At 67.3% G+C, this 13,438-nt stretch carries 21 protein-coding genes; 20 read left to right on the top strand and 1 reads right to left on the bottom strand.

From position 1 onward, the window contains the following. The first annotated feature begins 1 nt into the window (after nt 1). Genes ABZT06_RS08340 through ABZT06_RS08330 form a run of 3 tightly spaced genes read left to right on the top strand, consistent with a single transcriptional unit; the run spans nt 2 to nt 1,622 of the window. Nucleotides 2–709, top strand: a complete 708-nt coding sequence (locus tag ABZT06_RS08340) for a hypothetical protein (protein ID WP_355736695.1) — start codon at nt 2–4, stop codon at nt 707–709. Further along, complete coding sequence (locus ABZT06_RS08335) at nt 709–1,029, top strand: hypothetical protein (RefSeq protein ID WP_355736692.1); 321 nt, start codon at nt 709–711, stop codon at nt 1,027–1,029. Before ABZT06_RS08340 ends, ABZT06_RS08335 begins: the two co-directional genes overlap by 1 nt. Next, nucleotides 1,026–1,622: a class I SAM-dependent methyltransferase gene (locus ABZT06_RS08330; RefSeq protein ID WP_355736689.1), complete on the top strand. Its 597-nt coding sequence runs from the start codon at nt 1,026–1,028 to the stop codon at nt 1,620–1,622. The genes ABZT06_RS08335 and ABZT06_RS08330 overlap by 4 nt, the downstream gene beginning before the upstream one ends. A 14-nt stretch (nt 1,623–1,636) precedes the next feature. Here the strand turns inward: ABZT06_RS08330 and ABZT06_RS08325 are convergent, their stop codons facing one another. Then, nucleotides 1,637–1,846, bottom strand: a complete 210-nt coding sequence (locus ABZT06_RS08325) for a hypothetical protein (RefSeq protein WP_355736686.1) — start codon at nt 1,844–1,846, stop codon at nt 1,637–1,639. A gap of 26 nt (nt 1,847–1,872) precedes the next feature. Here ABZT06_RS08325 and ABZT06_RS08320 point away from each other — a divergent pair, with 26 nt between their 5' ends. The 17 genes from ABZT06_RS08320 (at nt 1,873) to ABZT06_RS08240 (ending at nt 13,398) form a co-directional block, all read left to right on the top strand. Continuing rightward, nucleotides 1,873–2,742 carry an NAD-dependent epimerase/dehydratase family protein gene (locus tag ABZT06_RS08320; RefSeq protein WP_355736683.1) on the top strand — a complete coding sequence of 290 codons (870 nt, stop codon included), beginning with the start codon at nt 1,873–1,875 and terminating at the stop codon, nt 2,740–2,742. Between the two features lie 14 nt (nt 2,743–2,756). After that, nucleotides 2,757–2,957 carry a hypothetical protein gene (locus tag ABZT06_RS08315; protein ID WP_355736680.1) on the top strand — a complete coding sequence of 67 codons (201 nt, stop codon included), beginning with the start codon at nt 2,757–2,759 and terminating at the stop codon, nt 2,955–2,957. Nucleotides 2,958–2,978: 21 nt separating this feature from the next. Continuing rightward, nucleotides 2,979–3,365, top strand: a complete 387-nt coding sequence (locus ABZT06_RS08310) for a hypothetical protein (protein WP_355736677.1) — start codon at nt 2,979–2,981, stop codon at nt 3,363–3,365. Between the two features lie 18 nt (nt 3,366–3,383). After that, nucleotides 3,384–3,890, top strand: coding sequence for a DUF6221 family protein (locus ABZT06_RS08305; protein WP_355736674.1), 507 nt, complete (start codon nt 3,384–3,386; stop codon nt 3,888–3,890). Between the two features lie 14 nt (nt 3,891–3,904). Further along, entirely contained in the window at nt 3,905–4,090 is a 186-nt protein-coding gene (locus ABZT06_RS08300; protein ID WP_355736671.1) for a hypothetical protein, read from the top strand. A gap of 43 nt (nt 4,091–4,133) precedes the next feature. After that, a complete protein-coding gene (locus ABZT06_RS08295) occupies nt 4,134–4,448 on the top strand; it encodes a hypothetical protein (protein WP_355736668.1) in 315 nt (104 codons plus the stop codon). Further along, the gene (locus ABZT06_RS08290; protein WP_355736666.1) at nt 4,448–4,882 is read left to right on the top strand and encodes a hypothetical protein; all 435 of its coding nucleotides are present in this window, start codon (nt 4,448–4,450) and stop codon (nt 4,880–4,882) included. Before ABZT06_RS08295 ends, ABZT06_RS08290 begins: the two co-directional genes overlap by 1 nt. Further along, nucleotides 4,875–5,078, top strand: a complete 204-nt coding sequence (locus tag ABZT06_RS08285; protein WP_355736663.1) for a hypothetical protein — start codon at nt 4,875–4,877, stop codon at nt 5,076–5,078. The genes ABZT06_RS08290 and ABZT06_RS08285 overlap by 8 nt, the downstream gene beginning before the upstream one ends. A gap of 2 nt (nt 5,079–5,080) precedes the next feature. Beyond that, entirely contained in the window at nt 5,081–5,392 is a 312-nt protein-coding gene (locus tag ABZT06_RS08280) for a hypothetical protein (protein WP_355736661.1), read from the top strand. 294 nt (nt 5,393–5,686) lie between these two features. Continuing rightward, nucleotides 5,687–5,917, top strand: a complete 231-nt coding sequence (locus ABZT06_RS08275) for a hypothetical protein (RefSeq protein ID WP_355736659.1) — start codon at nt 5,687–5,689, stop codon at nt 5,915–5,917. Nucleotides 5,918–6,257: 340 nt separating this feature from the next. Next, nucleotides 6,258–7,316: an HNH endonuclease gene (locus tag ABZT06_RS08270; protein WP_355736657.1), complete on the top strand. Its 1,059-nt coding sequence runs from the start codon at nt 6,258–6,260 to the stop codon at nt 7,314–7,316. A gap of 53 nt (nt 7,317–7,369) precedes the next feature. Then, nucleotides 7,370–7,726: a hypothetical protein gene (locus ABZT06_RS08265; RefSeq protein WP_355736654.1), complete on the top strand. Its 357-nt coding sequence runs from the start codon at nt 7,370–7,372 to the stop codon at nt 7,724–7,726. Continuing rightward, on the top strand, nt 7,716–9,494 hold the full coding sequence (locus ABZT06_RS08260; RefSeq protein ID WP_355736651.1) for a terminase: 1,779 nt from the start codon (nt 7,716–7,718) through the stop codon (nt 9,492–9,494). The genes ABZT06_RS08265 and ABZT06_RS08260 overlap by 11 nt, the downstream gene beginning before the upstream one ends. Beyond that, nucleotides 9,491–10,954: a phage portal protein gene (locus ABZT06_RS08255; RefSeq protein WP_355736648.1), complete on the top strand. Its 1,464-nt coding sequence runs from the start codon at nt 9,491–9,493 to the stop codon at nt 10,952–10,954. The genes ABZT06_RS08260 and ABZT06_RS08255 overlap by 4 nt, the downstream gene beginning before the upstream one ends. Next, nucleotides 10,935–11,708: a hypothetical protein gene (locus ABZT06_RS08250; protein WP_355736645.1), complete on the top strand. Its 774-nt coding sequence runs from the start codon at nt 10,935–10,937 to the stop codon at nt 11,706–11,708. Before ABZT06_RS08255 ends, ABZT06_RS08250 begins: the two co-directional genes overlap by 20 nt. A gap of 60 nt (nt 11,709–11,768) precedes the next feature. Then, nucleotides 11,769–12,422 (top strand): hypothetical protein, encoded by a 654-nt coding sequence (locus ABZT06_RS08245; RefSeq protein WP_355736642.1) that lies wholly within the window; start codon nt 11,769–11,771, stop codon nt 12,420–12,422. A gap of 19 nt (nt 12,423–12,441) precedes the next feature. Continuing rightward, on the top strand, nt 12,442–13,398 hold the full coding sequence (locus ABZT06_RS08240; protein ID WP_355736639.1) for a phage major capsid protein: 957 nt from the start codon (nt 12,442–12,444) through the stop codon (nt 13,396–13,398). The last annotated feature ends 40 nt before the right edge of the window (nt 13,399–13,438 follow it).

The raw sequence follows: 13,438 nt of genomic DNA, 5'->3' as shown, positions 1-13,438 counted from the left end.
CATGGCCGACGACCTCCTCGTCATCATCCCCACCCGCGGCCGGCCCCACGCGATCCCCGAGATCATGCAGGCGTGGGACGACACCGGGGCCACCGCGGACGTGCTGTTCTGCGTCGACAAGGACGACCCCGAGCTCACCGGGTACAAGCAGCAGGCCAAGGTCTACGCCGACGATGCGCGCGTCCGGTTCGTGTTCTGGGCGCGGAAGCGGCTCGTCGGCACGCTCAACCAGGCCGCGGTGAAGAACGCGCCGGACTACCGGTTCCTCGCGTTCCTCGGCGACGACCACCGGCCCCGGCCCGCCGCCACGCCGTGGGATGAGCGGATCCGGATCTGCCTGTCCGGTGGGCCCGGCATCGTCTACGGCAACGACCTCCTGCAAGGCGAAGCCATGGCGACCGCCGTGGCGATGACCTCAGACATCGTGACGACGCTCTCGTACATGGCGCCTCCGGCCATGGTCCACTTGTGCGTCGACCTGGTCTGGGTTGCTTGGGGTTGCGGCATGGGCCGCATCACCTACCTCGACGACATGGTCATCGAGCACCTACACCCTGCCGCATCCAAGGCGGAGATGGATCAGGGCTACGAGGAGTGCAACAGCCCGGAGCAGGTGTCCGCCGACTCGGCCGCCTACTACGACTACCGCGACAACGGCGGCCTCGAAGCCGACCTGGACAAGCTGCGGAAGCTCGTCGAGGAGGGCTGATGGATCCCTTCGTTCCCAAAGGGGAGCCCCGGCCTGGCAGTACCCAGACCTGCGGCTACAAGCCGTCCGGAGCGTCCGAGGACTGCGGCAAGCCCGCAACGTGGCACGTCATGTGGGACGTGCAGCTGGACAACAGCCTCACCTGCGATGACCACATGGCGCTGATCCAGCAGCGATGGATGTACGCCGACCGGCACCCCGTGACCGCCGACTGCACCATGCCGGGCGCGCTCTGGGTGTTCGTCAACGACAAATGCGAGTTCCCGACCTCCGCAACCTCGGCGGCACGCCGAGCTGAGATGCCCGTGGAGGTCGCGTGACCGCCGAAGCCGTCATCGAAGCCTGGGACCAGGCCGACCCCGACGCGATCCATCCGCTGCGCCGCGTCTCCGAAGAGGCCTACTGGGAGTCCGGGAAGGCGCAGGCCGCGATGCTCGCCACCGTCATTCCCGACGGGGCGAAGGTCATGGACTTCGGCTGCGGTGACGGACGTGTCGCCATCCCCATGGCCGGACTCGGCTACGAGGTGACCGCCGTCGACTCCTCACAGCGGATGCTCGACCGGCTCACCGAACGCGCCCCCGACATCACCGCCGTCCACGCCGCAGCCGACGGCATCGCCGCCCACCTCGGCCGCCGCCGGATGGACGCCGTCTACAGCCTGGCCGTCCTCATCCACCACAGCTACGCGGACTGCCTGCACATCATCGGTCGGCTGCGGGCCGCGACCAAGCTCGGCGGGATCCTCGTCCTCGACTGGCCCGCCTCCGATCAGCCCGCCGAAGCTGACAGTTGGATCGGCGTGACCACCTGGTCCCGCGAGCAGCAGGCCGACGCGTGCGCGCGGATCGGACTCGAACCCGTCGACAGCGGTCTGCCGTGGGGCGTGTACCGGGCCGTGAAGGCGGGTTGACGGCGCAGAGATCTCTACGGGAGTTCGTCAAGAGCCGACGTGTCGATCAGATCGATGTCGTCCTGGAATGCCCGGATCAGCACTGCAACCTCGATCTGCTCCGGAGTGGGACGGAGTGGCAGGAACACCTCGCACTTCCACGGGTGCGCGTTCCGGTAGTACGCCGCACCCGGATCGAGGATGCCGCCGTTCTTGTAGCCGCCCGCGACCTCTTCAGACTCCATGCTCCGTATCGTGTCAGGAGGTGCCCGTGCGCGTCTTCCTGAGCGGCCACAAGGGCTTCGTCGGCCGTCACCTGCACGCGGCGGTGGAGGCCCGAGGCTGGGACGTCACAGGCATCGACCTCGCCGACGCCAGCGGCGACGCCCTCGACTTCTTCCGCCACGACGACACCCCCTTCGACCTCGCGATCCACTGCGCGGCGATCGTCGGCGGCCGGGCCAGCATCGACGGCAGCCCGCTCGGCGTCGCCACCAACCTCGCCCTCGACGCCTGGTACATGCGGTGGCTCATCCGCACCGGCACGCCGAGGGCGGTGTTCTTCAGCTCGTCGGCGGCCTATCCGGTCGCGCTTCAGCAGCCCGGCGACGTGCGGCGCCTGTACGAAGAGGACATCAACCTCGCGTACATGGAAGAGCCGGACAGTACCTACGGATGGGCGAAGCTGACGGGGGAGAAGCTCGCCACCTACGCCGAGGCCGAAGGTTGCCGGATCCTGATTCCCCGGCCGTTCAGCGGCTTTGGCGAGGACCAGGACCCGTGCTACCCGTTCCCCGCGTTCATCGCCAGAGCCAAGCGGCGCGACGACCCGTTCGAGATCTGGGGATCCGGCAGCAGCACACGCGACTGGATCCACATCGACGACCTGATCGGCGCCACCCTCGCACTCCTCGACGCCGACGTCACCGGACCCGTCAACCTCGGCTGGGGCAGGGCGACATCGTTCGACGAGCTGGCCCGCATGGTCACCGACGCGGCAGGCTACCGACCCCACTTCAAACACCGGACCGACGCGCCGCAGGGCGTCCACCACCGCGTCAGCGACCCCAGCCGCATGCTCAACCACTACGTACCGCGCGTGACGCTCGAAGAGGGCGTGCGGCGAGCGCTCAACACCTGACGGGAGGTGGCGCCGTGCAGGCCAAGCCGGAAGACATCACCGTCCACGCCGAGCCCTACACCGACGGCAGCAGCGCCATCCTCACCCTGCGCTGCTTTGGATGCCTCGGCTACGAACTCGGCAACTGGGACCCCAAGTGCGACGACAACGCCACCCCCACCGTCGCCGACCTCCTCGCCGCCATCGCAGCCCACGAGCACGTTCTCATCGGCTGAACCCACGGAAGGCCCGCGCCCATGGCTTCCAACACTGACCTGCCCGCCAGCGAGCCGATGGCTGCCGACGACCTCTGCGAGCACGCATGGTCGTACAACAAGCCAGCCCACGCCAACGCCTCGGTCCGCATCTGCAGCCTCTGTCACACGATCGACGGCGAAGACCTGATGCGCACCCTCAATGAGTACGCGCAGGAGTATGCGAAGCTCTACCAGCCGAGCCCCGTCAGCCTCATCTACGGGCACTCCAACGGCCAGACCATCAGCGTCGTCGACCAGGACGGCGGCATGCCCGAAAGCTCGCGAGAACGAGCCCTGCTTCGCGCGCTGCTTATCCACACGCTGAAGGCCGTCGAGGAACGAGACAACCCGCTACGACTGGTCTCCGTCCCCGTCGACCCGCACTGACCCCACGGAGCCCGCGCCATGGATCTCCACGCCTGGATCACCCAGCAAGTCGCCAAGACCGAACGTGCTGCAGCGGCAGCCCGAGACGACATCGCATCCCTACTCGCCTGGCACGCCGCTGGATCCCTGATCGCCGAACGGCACATCAACCTCAACCGCCCGGAGGCCGTACTCCGCCGCTGCGAGGCGGACCGCCGCATCCTCGCCCGACACCAGATCGATCCGGCGCACGCGGAAGACAGGCTGTACGCCACCGCCTGCCACGGCTGCGGCACCTTCGGCGACTGTGACGACCCGAACGTCGACAATCTCAACGACTGCCCCGAGCTGCTCGACCTCGCGCACGCCCACGGGCTGACGGACGAGACCCTCGGCGGGCTCGACAGGCCGGAAGCCCCCGAGCCCAAGCGGCACCCCGAAGGCCTCGGCGGAATGCTGCGGGATGCCTTCGCTGACGCGCTCACCCTGCCCATCACCACCAGCGACGTGCCCGAAGCGCTACGCGGACCCCGCTGGAAGCCCTGAAAGGACTCCGCGCCATGAGCAAGTTCGTTGTCATCCGCTACCAGGGCCTGAGCCCTCAGCGCATCGAAGCGGAGTCCTTCACCTACGACGGCGACGACAAGATGTTCGTCTTTCGCGACGCCAGCAAGAAGACCGTGGCGCTGGTGCCCAACGAAGGCGTGTCCGTCGTGGCGACATCCGCCGTCGTGGACAACCCCTGACCTCGACGCGCTCGGCGTCCCCAACCCCACAGGAGCCCGCGCCATGGCCCGCTACCGCAAGAAGCCCGTCGAGATCGAAGCCGTGCAGTGGTGGGTCAACGGTGACCACCCCGAGGACGGGCATCCCGAGCACGAGGGGCGCGTAGTCCGGTATTTCCGGCACCCAGACCCTGAGTACGCCGGAGACAAGCTGCACGAACCGTGCAGCCGCATCTGGCACGTACACGGCTGGATCGACACGCTCGAAGGCGGCCACACCGTTTGCCCGGGCGACTGGATCGTCACAGGAGTCCAAGGCGAGCGCTACCCAGTCAAGCCCGACATCTTCGCCGCCACCTACGAGGCGGTGACCGACTGATGGCCCGCCTGCAGATCCTCGAACTCCCCGAAGGCAGCGACGACGACCGGCCGCCATTCGTGCTCGTCGTCGACCAGTGCATGCCGCAGCGCATCGCCCTCGGAGCAGACGCCCCGTACCGCGACTACTGGCAGGACCTCGCCGACAAGATCGGGGCCCGAGGCGTCATCGTCACCCCCGAGACCGTCGACATCCCCGCCAACGACACGCCGGTCGACCCCGACGGATACCCGCTGAAGATCCGGGTCGAGCCCGACTTCGAACAGTTCCGCCAGCAGGTACAGGACGAGATCCGCAAGGCGGAGGCCGAACTGCGGGATGCGATCAGGCACGAACCGATGCCGAAGCCTCACCCAAACCGGTGCTGCACTCTCGCCTTCCAAACCCTCGGCCGTCAGCACATCGACGACTGCCCCGGCACGACCGATGCCTGACGTCACCGTCAAGCTGTCCGACGGCATCCGCGAGATCACCGTCGAAGTCACCGGCGCCGACGACGCACTCCGACGAGCCGAAGAAACCGCCACCCGGCTGTACGGAGTCGCCACCGCGAGCACACCGGCCGGACAGCGCGCCGGCTTCGGCGGATGGGCACTCAACAGCGACACCGAACGCAGCCCCGAGGAGTAGCGATGAGCGGCGGCAGCTACAACTACCTCTGCTACATGCAAGACCTCGAAGACCTGCAATCCCACCGCCACGACCTCGAAGAGATGGCTTCCCGGCTCGCAGGCCTCGGCTACGCCCAGGACGCCGCACGAGAGACCGAAGAACTCCTGCTCCTGCTCCGGCAATGGGAGACGCGCGCCGCTGCCCGAGTTCAGCGCCTCGCCGACGTCTGGCACGCCGTCGAATGGTTGGACTCCAGCGACAGCGGTGAAGACGGCGTTCGCGAGGCGCTCGCCAAGTACCGCAACGACGCGGAGGGAACCCCGGCACCATGAGCGGCGGATGGAAGAACTCAGACCGCAAAAGCCGGCTGCCGTCAAACTGGGCTCGCCTCCGTGCCGAGACCCTCGCCCGGAACCCGATCTGCGTCCTCTGCGGAGTGCGACCATCCACGCACTGCGACCACATCAAAGCCAAAACCGACGACCACAAGCAGCTCCAAGGAGTCTGCGAGCCCTGCCACATGCGGAAGTCGTCAGCCGAAGGGAACGCCGCCCAGCGCGCCAACCCGCGACCCGGACGGAAACGGCCCGGCGAGCAACATCCCGGTCTTCTGTGAGGCGGTGACCATGCCCGCCTACCTCGTAGTCCACGCCGAACGGCGAGGCGACGACACCGTCATCGAAGACCCCAACCTCACCGTCGAGTTCGTCGACGGCTGGGTCCTCTTCAAAGACCGCGACCTCATCAAACCCGACCGCGTCGCACTCGCCATCCCCGCTGCGCAAGTCCTACGCGTCGAACGGGTAGACGAAGAACAAGCCCCCGTAGACCAGGAGCCCGCGCCGCAGAAGGAGTGAGACCTGTGGCCAATCGTGCGAAGTCCAACCGGCGCATCGTCCGCGAAGGGCGTCGGTATTGGAGTGATCGTCCGACATCCAACGGCAAGGCGGCCGGCATCGGATACGCGCCTCGCAGCGGGGCGTTCACGCGCTGCGTGTCCAGGACCAGCCGGTTCCTCGGGCCTCGGGCTAAGGGATTCTGTGCTCTGCGCTTCCATGAGGCGACAGGCATCTGGCCCGGCAGCAAGGCCAACAGGGGTTCCAGCCGGAAGCGTTGATCAACCTCACAACCGAAAACGCCTGCGGGTAGCTCCCGCAGGAAGGAAGGCCCGATGTCTCCAGGCATCGGGCCTTCCGCATGCCTGGAGACAGAATGAGACCTGAGTGGATCAACTGCGCCCAATGTGACCAGAAGGCCCCCGTGGCTGGCGACGGACCGATCCCCAAGTACTGCTCCGCCAACTGCCGTTCCCGCTTCAACAAGACTCGGGCGCGCGAGACCGGCAGAGCAGACGAGTGGGAGCGGAGACGCCTCACGCGCCAGGCACAAGCCGCTGCTGCTCGGGAAGAAGCTCGACGATCTGCTGCGGTGCCGTGCCCTTACTGCGCGACCCCCATGACCAACCCCCGCCGCAAACAGTGCGGTAAGTCGGAATGCAGGAAAGCCTTCAACGCGGAGCGCATGCGCGAGTACCAGCGCCGCTACAAGGAGAAGCACGGGCACTTCCAATCCCGCCTGTATGACCGGGGGAAGAAGAGGCAGTACACGATCACCTGCGCGCGGTGCGATCGGCAGGCAGTGGTGACCAAGCGCGGAGCGAGTTACTGCTCGCATACGTGTTGGTACGAGGTGAGCCACGCGAAGCACGCCCAGGTTGAGCTCGCCTGGAAGCCGCTGCTAGCGGCGCCGCGCATGGCCCGACCGGTAGTGCTTCGCCCGTTGCGGCGCCGCTGGTTCAGCGCATGCTGTCCGATGTGCAGAGCCTGGTTCGTGACCGACAATCCACGCGACCAGAACTGCTCCCCCCGTTGTGGCCGACGATCAGCGAAGGACAAGCGCCGAGCGCTGGAACGCAACGCCTTCGTCGCACCCGTCAGCCGGCCCGAGGTGTACGAGCGGGACCACTGGACATGCCAGCTGTGCGGTGAGGCTGTAGCACGGGATGAGGTCGTTCCACACCCTCAAGCGCCGACACTCGATCATGTCGTTCCGTTGGCGCAAGGTGGAACGCACGAACCAGCGAACGTTCAGCTGGCCCACTACCTCTGTAACTCGATCAAGACCGACAGGCTCCAGCTCGATCAGCGAGCAGTTGAGGAACTCGGGTCTCGAATCGGACAGATAGGGGCAATACCCCCCTATGGGGCTTTTCGGGGATCGGGGCCGTCTAGAAGCTCTGGATCTGCAAGCGCCTGAGCTGTATTTTTTCGGCCCCTGGTGGGCCTCCACGAGGCCCCAGGAGGGTCGCCATGTCCAAGATCGAACCCCCTGAGGGTCTCGGCGATAAGGCCCTGGTGGTCTGGTCGGAGATCGCGGGGAACTATGAGTTGCGCATCGATGAGCTGCGGGTCCTGGAGGATGCCTGCCGGGAGATCGATCTGATCGAGCGGCTTGAGGCGGAGCTCGTGCATGCCGACCTGATGGTCACTGGCAGCATGGGGCAGCCGGTCGCGTCCCCTCTGGTTCAGGAACTGCGGCAGCACCGGGGCGTCCTCGCTCGCCTGCTCGGCTGGCTGAAGCTTCCGGATGAGGAGGCGCCGGCGAAGGGCAATGCGTCGGCTTCGGCTCGCCAGGCCGCGATGGCGCGTTGGGGCCGTGGCGCGTAGGCGGTCGGTCGAGCGCCAGGACGACGGGCATGACGAGGTCATCGGCTGGTATCGGGAGCGGCTGCTGACGGTTGCTCCACGCCCCGAGCTGGAGTGGGAGCCGAAGCTGATCGGCCCGACCTGGCAGCGGAACCCGGACGGCACCTGGCTACTGCCCGAGGCGACGCTCGGCTGGGAGTTTCTCGGCTGGTGCGGCGTCTGGTTGCAGCACTCCCGCGGCGTCCCGTGGCGCTTCACCGACGAGCAGGCTCGCTTCATCCTCTGGTGGTTCGCACTCGATGAGGCGGGGGCGTTCGCGTACCGCGATGGGGTCCTCCAGCGCTTGAAGGGTTGGGGAAAAGACCCGGTCGGTGCCTGCCTGTGCGCGGGGGAGGCTCTCGGCCCGTCCCGCTTCGCTGGCTGGGCCTCGGACGGTACGCCGATCGCAACGGACAGTCCGGAAGCTTGGGTGCAGACCGCGGCGGTCAGCTTGGAGCAAACGAAAAACACGATGCGGCTCTTCCCCTCGCTTTTCACGGCGGAGGCGAAGGAGCACTACCGCATCCAGGTCGGCAAGGAGACCGTCAACGCCCTCGGCGACTCGCGGCTGATCCAGGCCGTCACGTCGTCGCCGTCGACGCTCGAGGGCGCACGGGCCACGTTCGTGCTGCTCAACGAGACGCATCACTGGGACTCGTCGAACTCGGGCCACGACATGGCCGACGTCATCGAGCGGAACGCCACGAAGTCAGCGGATGGCGCGGCACGAACCCTGCGCATCACGAACGCCTATGAGCCTGGCCAGGATTCGGTGGCCGAGCGGGACAGGGAAGCCTGGGAGGCGGTGGATGCCGGCCGGGTGATGGATTCGGGTCTGCTGTACGACTCGCTCGAGGCCCCGCCGAAGGCGCCGTTGACGGTGGAGGACGCTCCGGCGGTGATCCGGTCGATCCGCGGTGACGCAACCTGGCTGAACGTGGACCGGATCGTGAAGTCCATTGCTGACGTCAGGAATCCACCCAGCAGGTCGCGCCGCTTCTGGTTCAACATGATCGTTGCGGCCGAGGATGCTTGGATGGCGCCCTACGAGTGGGACGCCTGCAAGGCCGACGCCCTTGAAGTCCTGGACGGCGAAGAGATCGTCATGTTCTTCGACGGATCCAAGTCTGATGACGCCACAGCGCTGGCTGGCTGCCGGATGTCGGACGGGCACGTCTTCACTTTGGGCGTGTGGCAGCGCCCGGCGAACTGGAACCTCGACGTGCCATGGTCGGTGCCGCGCGACGAGGTCGACGGTGTCGTGGAGCGGGCGTTCAATGCCTACAAGGTGCTGGCTTTCTTCTGCGACCCGGGCTCGGGCCAGGACGAGGACGGCGAACGCTACTGGTACTCCTACCTCGACAGGTGGGGCCAGGAGCACGGTTCGAACCTGATCCTGCACGCCGTCACCGCGGGACCGAAGCAGCACGCGGTCCGCTGGGACATGGGCGCCCCGCGGCATCAGGAGGAGTTCACCGATGCGGTGAAGCGCACGGGTGAGGACATCCTCGAGCGCCGTCTTACGCACGACGGCCACAAACTGATGCGCTCCCACGTCGCCAATGCCCGGCGGCGGACGAACGCTTGGGGGATCACGATCGGCAAGGAGCATCGTGAGTCTGCCCGGAAGATCGACCTCGCGGTGTGCATGGTTGGCGCCCGGATGCTTCGCCGGAAGCTCCTCAACAGCAAGCAGTACGGGAAGCGGCCGAAGTCGCGCGGCAAAGGCAGGGTGGTGGTGTTGCGGTGACCGTTTCCATCCCCGAACTGCCGTTGGTGTACCTCTCGGATGACGAGCTGGCGCTGGTGAACATGCTGCGCGCGGACATGTTGCGTGACCGGTGGGCGCTGATGCTGCGGGACGCGTATTTCAACGGCGAGCAGCTGGTCCGCGATCTGGGGATCAGTATCCCGCCGCAGTTGAAGGGCCTGCACACGGTCATCGGTTGGCCGCGGGTGGGCGTTGAGTCGCTGGAGGAGCGCCTCGACTTGGAGGCGTTCCGGTGGGCGGACGGCGCGGATTCCAGCGATCTCGCGGAGATCGCCGAGGCGAACGATCTGTTCGACGAGTCGAGTCTGGCTCACCTGGATGCGCTGGTGTACGGCCGGGAGTATCTGGCGGTCGGCTCGGGGGACTGCGGCGAGGATTGCCCGCCGCTGATCTCGGCGGAGTCCCCGCTGGATATGACGCTGATGTGGGATGCCCGGCTGCGGATGGGTACGGCTGCGCTGCGGGAGTGTGCGGCTGACACGTTCATCGAGTCGGGGCCTGAGGAGCGGATGCTGGTCCTGTATCTGCCGGACCAGACGGTGATGTGCCTGCCGAACGAGTCGGGTGGCTGGGAGGTCGTCGACCGGGACATCCACAATCTCGGTGTTGTGCCGGTGGTGCGGATGGCGAACCGGCAGCGGACTGCGGATCGGGTCGGCAAGTCGGAGATCACCCCGGAGGTCATGTCGATCACGGATGCGGCGTGCCGCAGGTTGATGGGTATGGAGGTGGCGGCGGAGTTCTTCGGGGCTCCGCAGCGCTACATCTTGGGGGCGTCGGAGTCGGCGTTTCAGGACGCGGACGGTACGGCGAAGAGCGCGTGGGAGACGTACATCGGCCGGGTGCTGGCGTTGGAGCGGGACGAGGACGGCCAGGTGCCGGCGGTGGGCCAGTTCGCGGCGCATGACCCGACGGGCATGACGAAGATCATCGACCTGTACGCGCGGATCATGTCGTCGCAGTTCGGTCTGCCGCCGCACATGCTCGGTTACACCACCGACAACCCGGCGAGCGCGGACGCGATTCGGTCGACTGAGGCGAAGCTGGTGAAGCGCTCGGAGCGGCGGATTCGCCGCTTCGGTGCGTCCTGGCAGCAGGCCATGCGCCTCGCGCTGTGGGTGCGGGACGGTGAGCCGCCCGACAAGACGCGCCGCATCGAGACGGTGTGGCGGAATCCAGCAACGCCCACGGTGGCCGCCCAGGTGGATGCCACGGTGAAGCTTGTACAGGCGGGTGTCCTGCCGGCCGACAGCGACGTCACGCTGGAGATGGCCGGCTTCACGGAGGGGCAGCGGCAGCGGATTGCCGTGGACCGGCGCCGGTCGAGTGCTGCCGCGGCCGGTGGTGGTTTGCTGGAACGTTTGGCTTCGCTGAACGAGCAGCCTGCCGCGAACCTGCCGTCGGCGGCGGAGGTTTCCGGTGGCGACAACAGTCTCTGACGGTGGCCGTGACCCGGACCGATATCGGGCCGCTCAACTCGGCCTGACACGCCTGCTGGTGCGGGATGTGCGCGGCCTGCGGCGGCTCATCATCCCGTCGCGGCTGCGCACGTCGGTTCCGGACTGGATGGCTGCCGTGCAGGCGATCGTCGACCAGTACGCGCGAACGTCGGCCGGCCTGGGCGCCGAGTTTTATGACGCCCAACGGGACGCGGCGGGCGTGCCCGGCTCGTTCACGGTGCCTGTCGCGGATCCGCCGCCGCAAGCGCAGACCGAGGCGGGTCTGCGGTGGGCGACGAAGGACATCTGGGAACGCGAGCCGGATGTGGCGACGGCTGCGCAACTCGAACCGCTGGATGCACGGTTGGAGCAGGCGGAGAAGAAGGCCGAGTTGGTCGCGCAGAAGCTGGTCGCCGATACGGGCCGGGCTACGGTCATTGACGCCGTGCGTCAGGATCGGCAGGCGACAGCCTGGGCGAGGTCAGCGGCACTTGGGGCCTGCGCCTTCTGTAAGTTGCTTTCCTCGCGCGGGGCTGTCTATGCGCAGGACACAGTCCGCTTCCAAGCCCACGATGGTTGCCACTGCGGCGTGACCCCCGTCTTTGCGGGTCAACGCTTCGAGCAATCCCCGCACGCCCGCGAGTGGGCGCGGCTGTACCAGGAGTACGCCGCCGGCCACTCCGGCAGCCAACTGGCCCGCTTCCGTCGGGCGCTGGCTGAGCACGACAGCAATCCGCTCCCTGGAGCTTTCTGACCCTGGTCGCCCTGGTGGCGGCCTTTCTCATTTCGACAGCCCCTGGAGGGCCGATTCGTCATGCCTGAAGAGACCGAGCAGACCAGCGAGCAGCAGGAGTCCGGCACCGAGGAGACCGTCGACGAGACGGCGACTGAGGAGCAGGACGGCAGCGAGTCGACGGAGGACGCCCAGGAGGCGGACTCCGGCGGCGAGGAGAAGCCGTTCGACCGGAAGCAGGCCGAGGCGAAGATCCGCAAGGCGAACCAGGAGGCCAAGAACCTCCGGCAGCGCCTGAAGGAGCTGGAGCCGAAGGCTGCGGAGTTGCAGGCCATCAAGGATGCCGAGAAGTCGGAGTCCGAGCGTCTCAACGACCAGCTGGAGCGGGCCAATGCGCAGATCGCGGCGACGCGTGAGCGCCTGGTGAAGGCCCGCGTTCAGGCGATCGCAGGCGCTTCTGCGGACGACCGGGCGGCCTTCGCTGACCCGGAGGACGCGGTCGGCGCTCTGGATCTGAACTCGTACATCGATGGCGATGGCGACATCGACGAGGCGGCCATTGAGGCCGACCTCCAGGCGCTGTTGGAGCGCAAGCCGCATTGGGCGAAGAGCCAGCCCCAGGAGGGCCCGCGGCGTCCCGCACCGGATCGCACTCAGGCGTCCGGCGCCAACAAGACAAAGGCCCCCAGCCCGCGCGATGAGTTCGCCGGGTGGCTGAGTTCGCAGCTCAAGTAGCTGCGGGAGAAGAGATATCATGGCGGTCACCGCCCCCCTCACACTGTCCAGCGTCAGCGCCTCACTGCTGCCGCGCACCATCACCGGCCCGATCTTCGAGAAGTCCACGGAGCAGTCGGCCATCATGGCGCTCGCTCGCCGCGCGCCGCTGGCCCTGGACGCCACCACGTCGGTGCCGATCCCGATGGATGTCCCGACGGCCGACTGGGTCGGGCAGGCGGCGAAGAAGCCCCTGTCGACGGGCGGCGTCGACGTGAAGCAGATGCAGGCCAAGAAGCTGGCCGTTCTGATCCCGGTCGCAATGGAGGTCGCGAAGACCAACGCGGGCGGCCTGTTCGACCAGCTGCAGAGCGACCTGCCGACAGCGTTCGCGCGGGCCTTCGACCACGCAGCGATCCACGGCAAGACCATGAAGGGCGCCGCCGGCCCCTTCTCCGAGTACCTGGCCGCGACACCCAACAGCGTCGCCCTCGGCACCGCTCCCCGCAACGAGGGAGGGGTCTGGGCTGACCTGGTCGACGGGATGTCACTCGTGATCGACGGCGACTGGGACTACACCGGAACCGTCGCCGACCCGAGGCTGAAGCCGACGCTCCTTCGGGCAACTGACGCCAACGGCCAGCTCATCCTCATCGAGACCCGCACGTCCGGTAACGACATGGCGGAGGCGGGCACGCTGATCGGCGAGCCTCTCGCGTACTCGCGAGGTGTCTCTGGCAAGCAGCGGCGTCAGTCGACGTCAACGGACACCGGCCTGCGTGCGATCGGCGGCGACTGGAGCCAGGCGGCATACGGCGTGGGTATGGAAATCACTGTGCGCCTGTCCGACCAGGCCACCTACGTGGACGAGGAGGGCGGCGTGCACTCCGCGTTCCAGGAGAACCTCGTCCTGATCCTCGCCGAGGCCTACTACGGCTTCGTCATGGGTTCCGAAGACGCCTTCGTGAAGTACACCGGCACCCCTTCGGGGTCCTGATGGCGAGGGCTGTCCCGGCTTCCGCGCCGGGCGGGGCAGC

The organism is Streptomyces sp. NPDC005483 (genome assembly GCF_040606035.1).
Classification (GTDB): domain Bacteria; phylum Actinomycetota; class Actinomycetes; order Streptomycetales; family Streptomycetaceae; genus Streptomyces.
This window is presented reverse-complemented; position numbering and strand designations above follow the sequence as displayed.

What these genes read in the sequence shown, in the direction of transcription:
- ABZT06_RS08240 (WP_355736639.1), top strand. Translation starts at nt 12,442, where the DNA reads ATGGCGGTCACCGCCCCCCTCACACTGTCCAGCGTCAGCGCCTCACTG.
- ABZT06_RS08335 (WP_355736692.1), top strand. Translation starts at nt 709, where the DNA reads ATGGATCCCTTCGTTCCCAAAGGGGAGCCCCGGCCTGGCAGTACCCAG.
- ABZT06_RS08305 (WP_355736674.1), top strand. Translation starts at nt 3,384, where the DNA reads ATGGATCTCCACGCCTGGATCACCCAGCAAGTCGCCAAGACCGAACGT.
- ABZT06_RS08300 (WP_355736671.1), top strand. Translation starts at nt 3,905, where the DNA reads ATGAGCAAGTTCGTTGTCATCCGCTACCAGGGCCTGAGCCCTCAGCGC.
- ABZT06_RS08285 (WP_355736663.1), top strand. Translation starts at nt 4,875, where the DNA reads ATGCCTGACGTCACCGTCAAGCTGTCCGACGGCATCCGCGAGATCACC.
- ABZT06_RS08245 (WP_355736642.1), top strand. Translation starts at nt 11,769, where the DNA reads ATGCCTGAAGAGACCGAGCAGACCAGCGAGCAGCAGGAGTCCGGCACC.
- ABZT06_RS08280 (WP_355736661.1), top strand. Translation starts at nt 5,081, where the DNA reads ATGAGCGGCGGCAGCTACAACTACCTCTGCTACATGCAAGACCTCGAA.
- ABZT06_RS08310 (WP_355736677.1), top strand. Translation starts at nt 2,979, where the DNA reads ATGGCTTCCAACACTGACCTGCCCGCCAGCGAGCCGATGGCTGCCGAC.
- ABZT06_RS08295 (WP_355736668.1), top strand. Translation starts at nt 4,134, where the DNA reads ATGGCCCGCTACCGCAAGAAGCCCGTCGAGATCGAAGCCGTGCAGTGG.
- ABZT06_RS08290 (WP_355736666.1), top strand. Translation starts at nt 4,448, where the DNA reads ATGGCCCGCCTGCAGATCCTCGAACTCCCCGAAGGCAGCGACGACGAC.
- ABZT06_RS08265 (WP_355736654.1), top strand. Translation starts at nt 7,370, where the DNA reads ATGTCCAAGATCGAACCCCCTGAGGGTCTCGGCGATAAGGCCCTGGTG.
- ABZT06_RS08325 (WP_355736686.1), bottom strand. Translation starts at nt 1,846, where the DNA reads ATGGAGTCTGAAGAGGTCGCGGGCGGCTACAAGAACGGCGGCATCCTC.
- ABZT06_RS08340 (WP_355736695.1), top strand. Translation starts at nt 2, where the DNA reads ATGGCCGACGACCTCCTCGTCATCATCCCCACCCGCGGCCGGCCCCAC.
- ABZT06_RS08270 (WP_355736657.1), top strand. Translation starts at nt 6,258, where the DNA reads ATGCCTGGAGACAGAATGAGACCTGAGTGGATCAACTGCGCCCAATGT.
- ABZT06_RS08275 (WP_355736659.1), top strand. Translation starts at nt 5,687, where the DNA reads ATGCCCGCCTACCTCGTAGTCCACGCCGAACGGCGAGGCGACGACACC.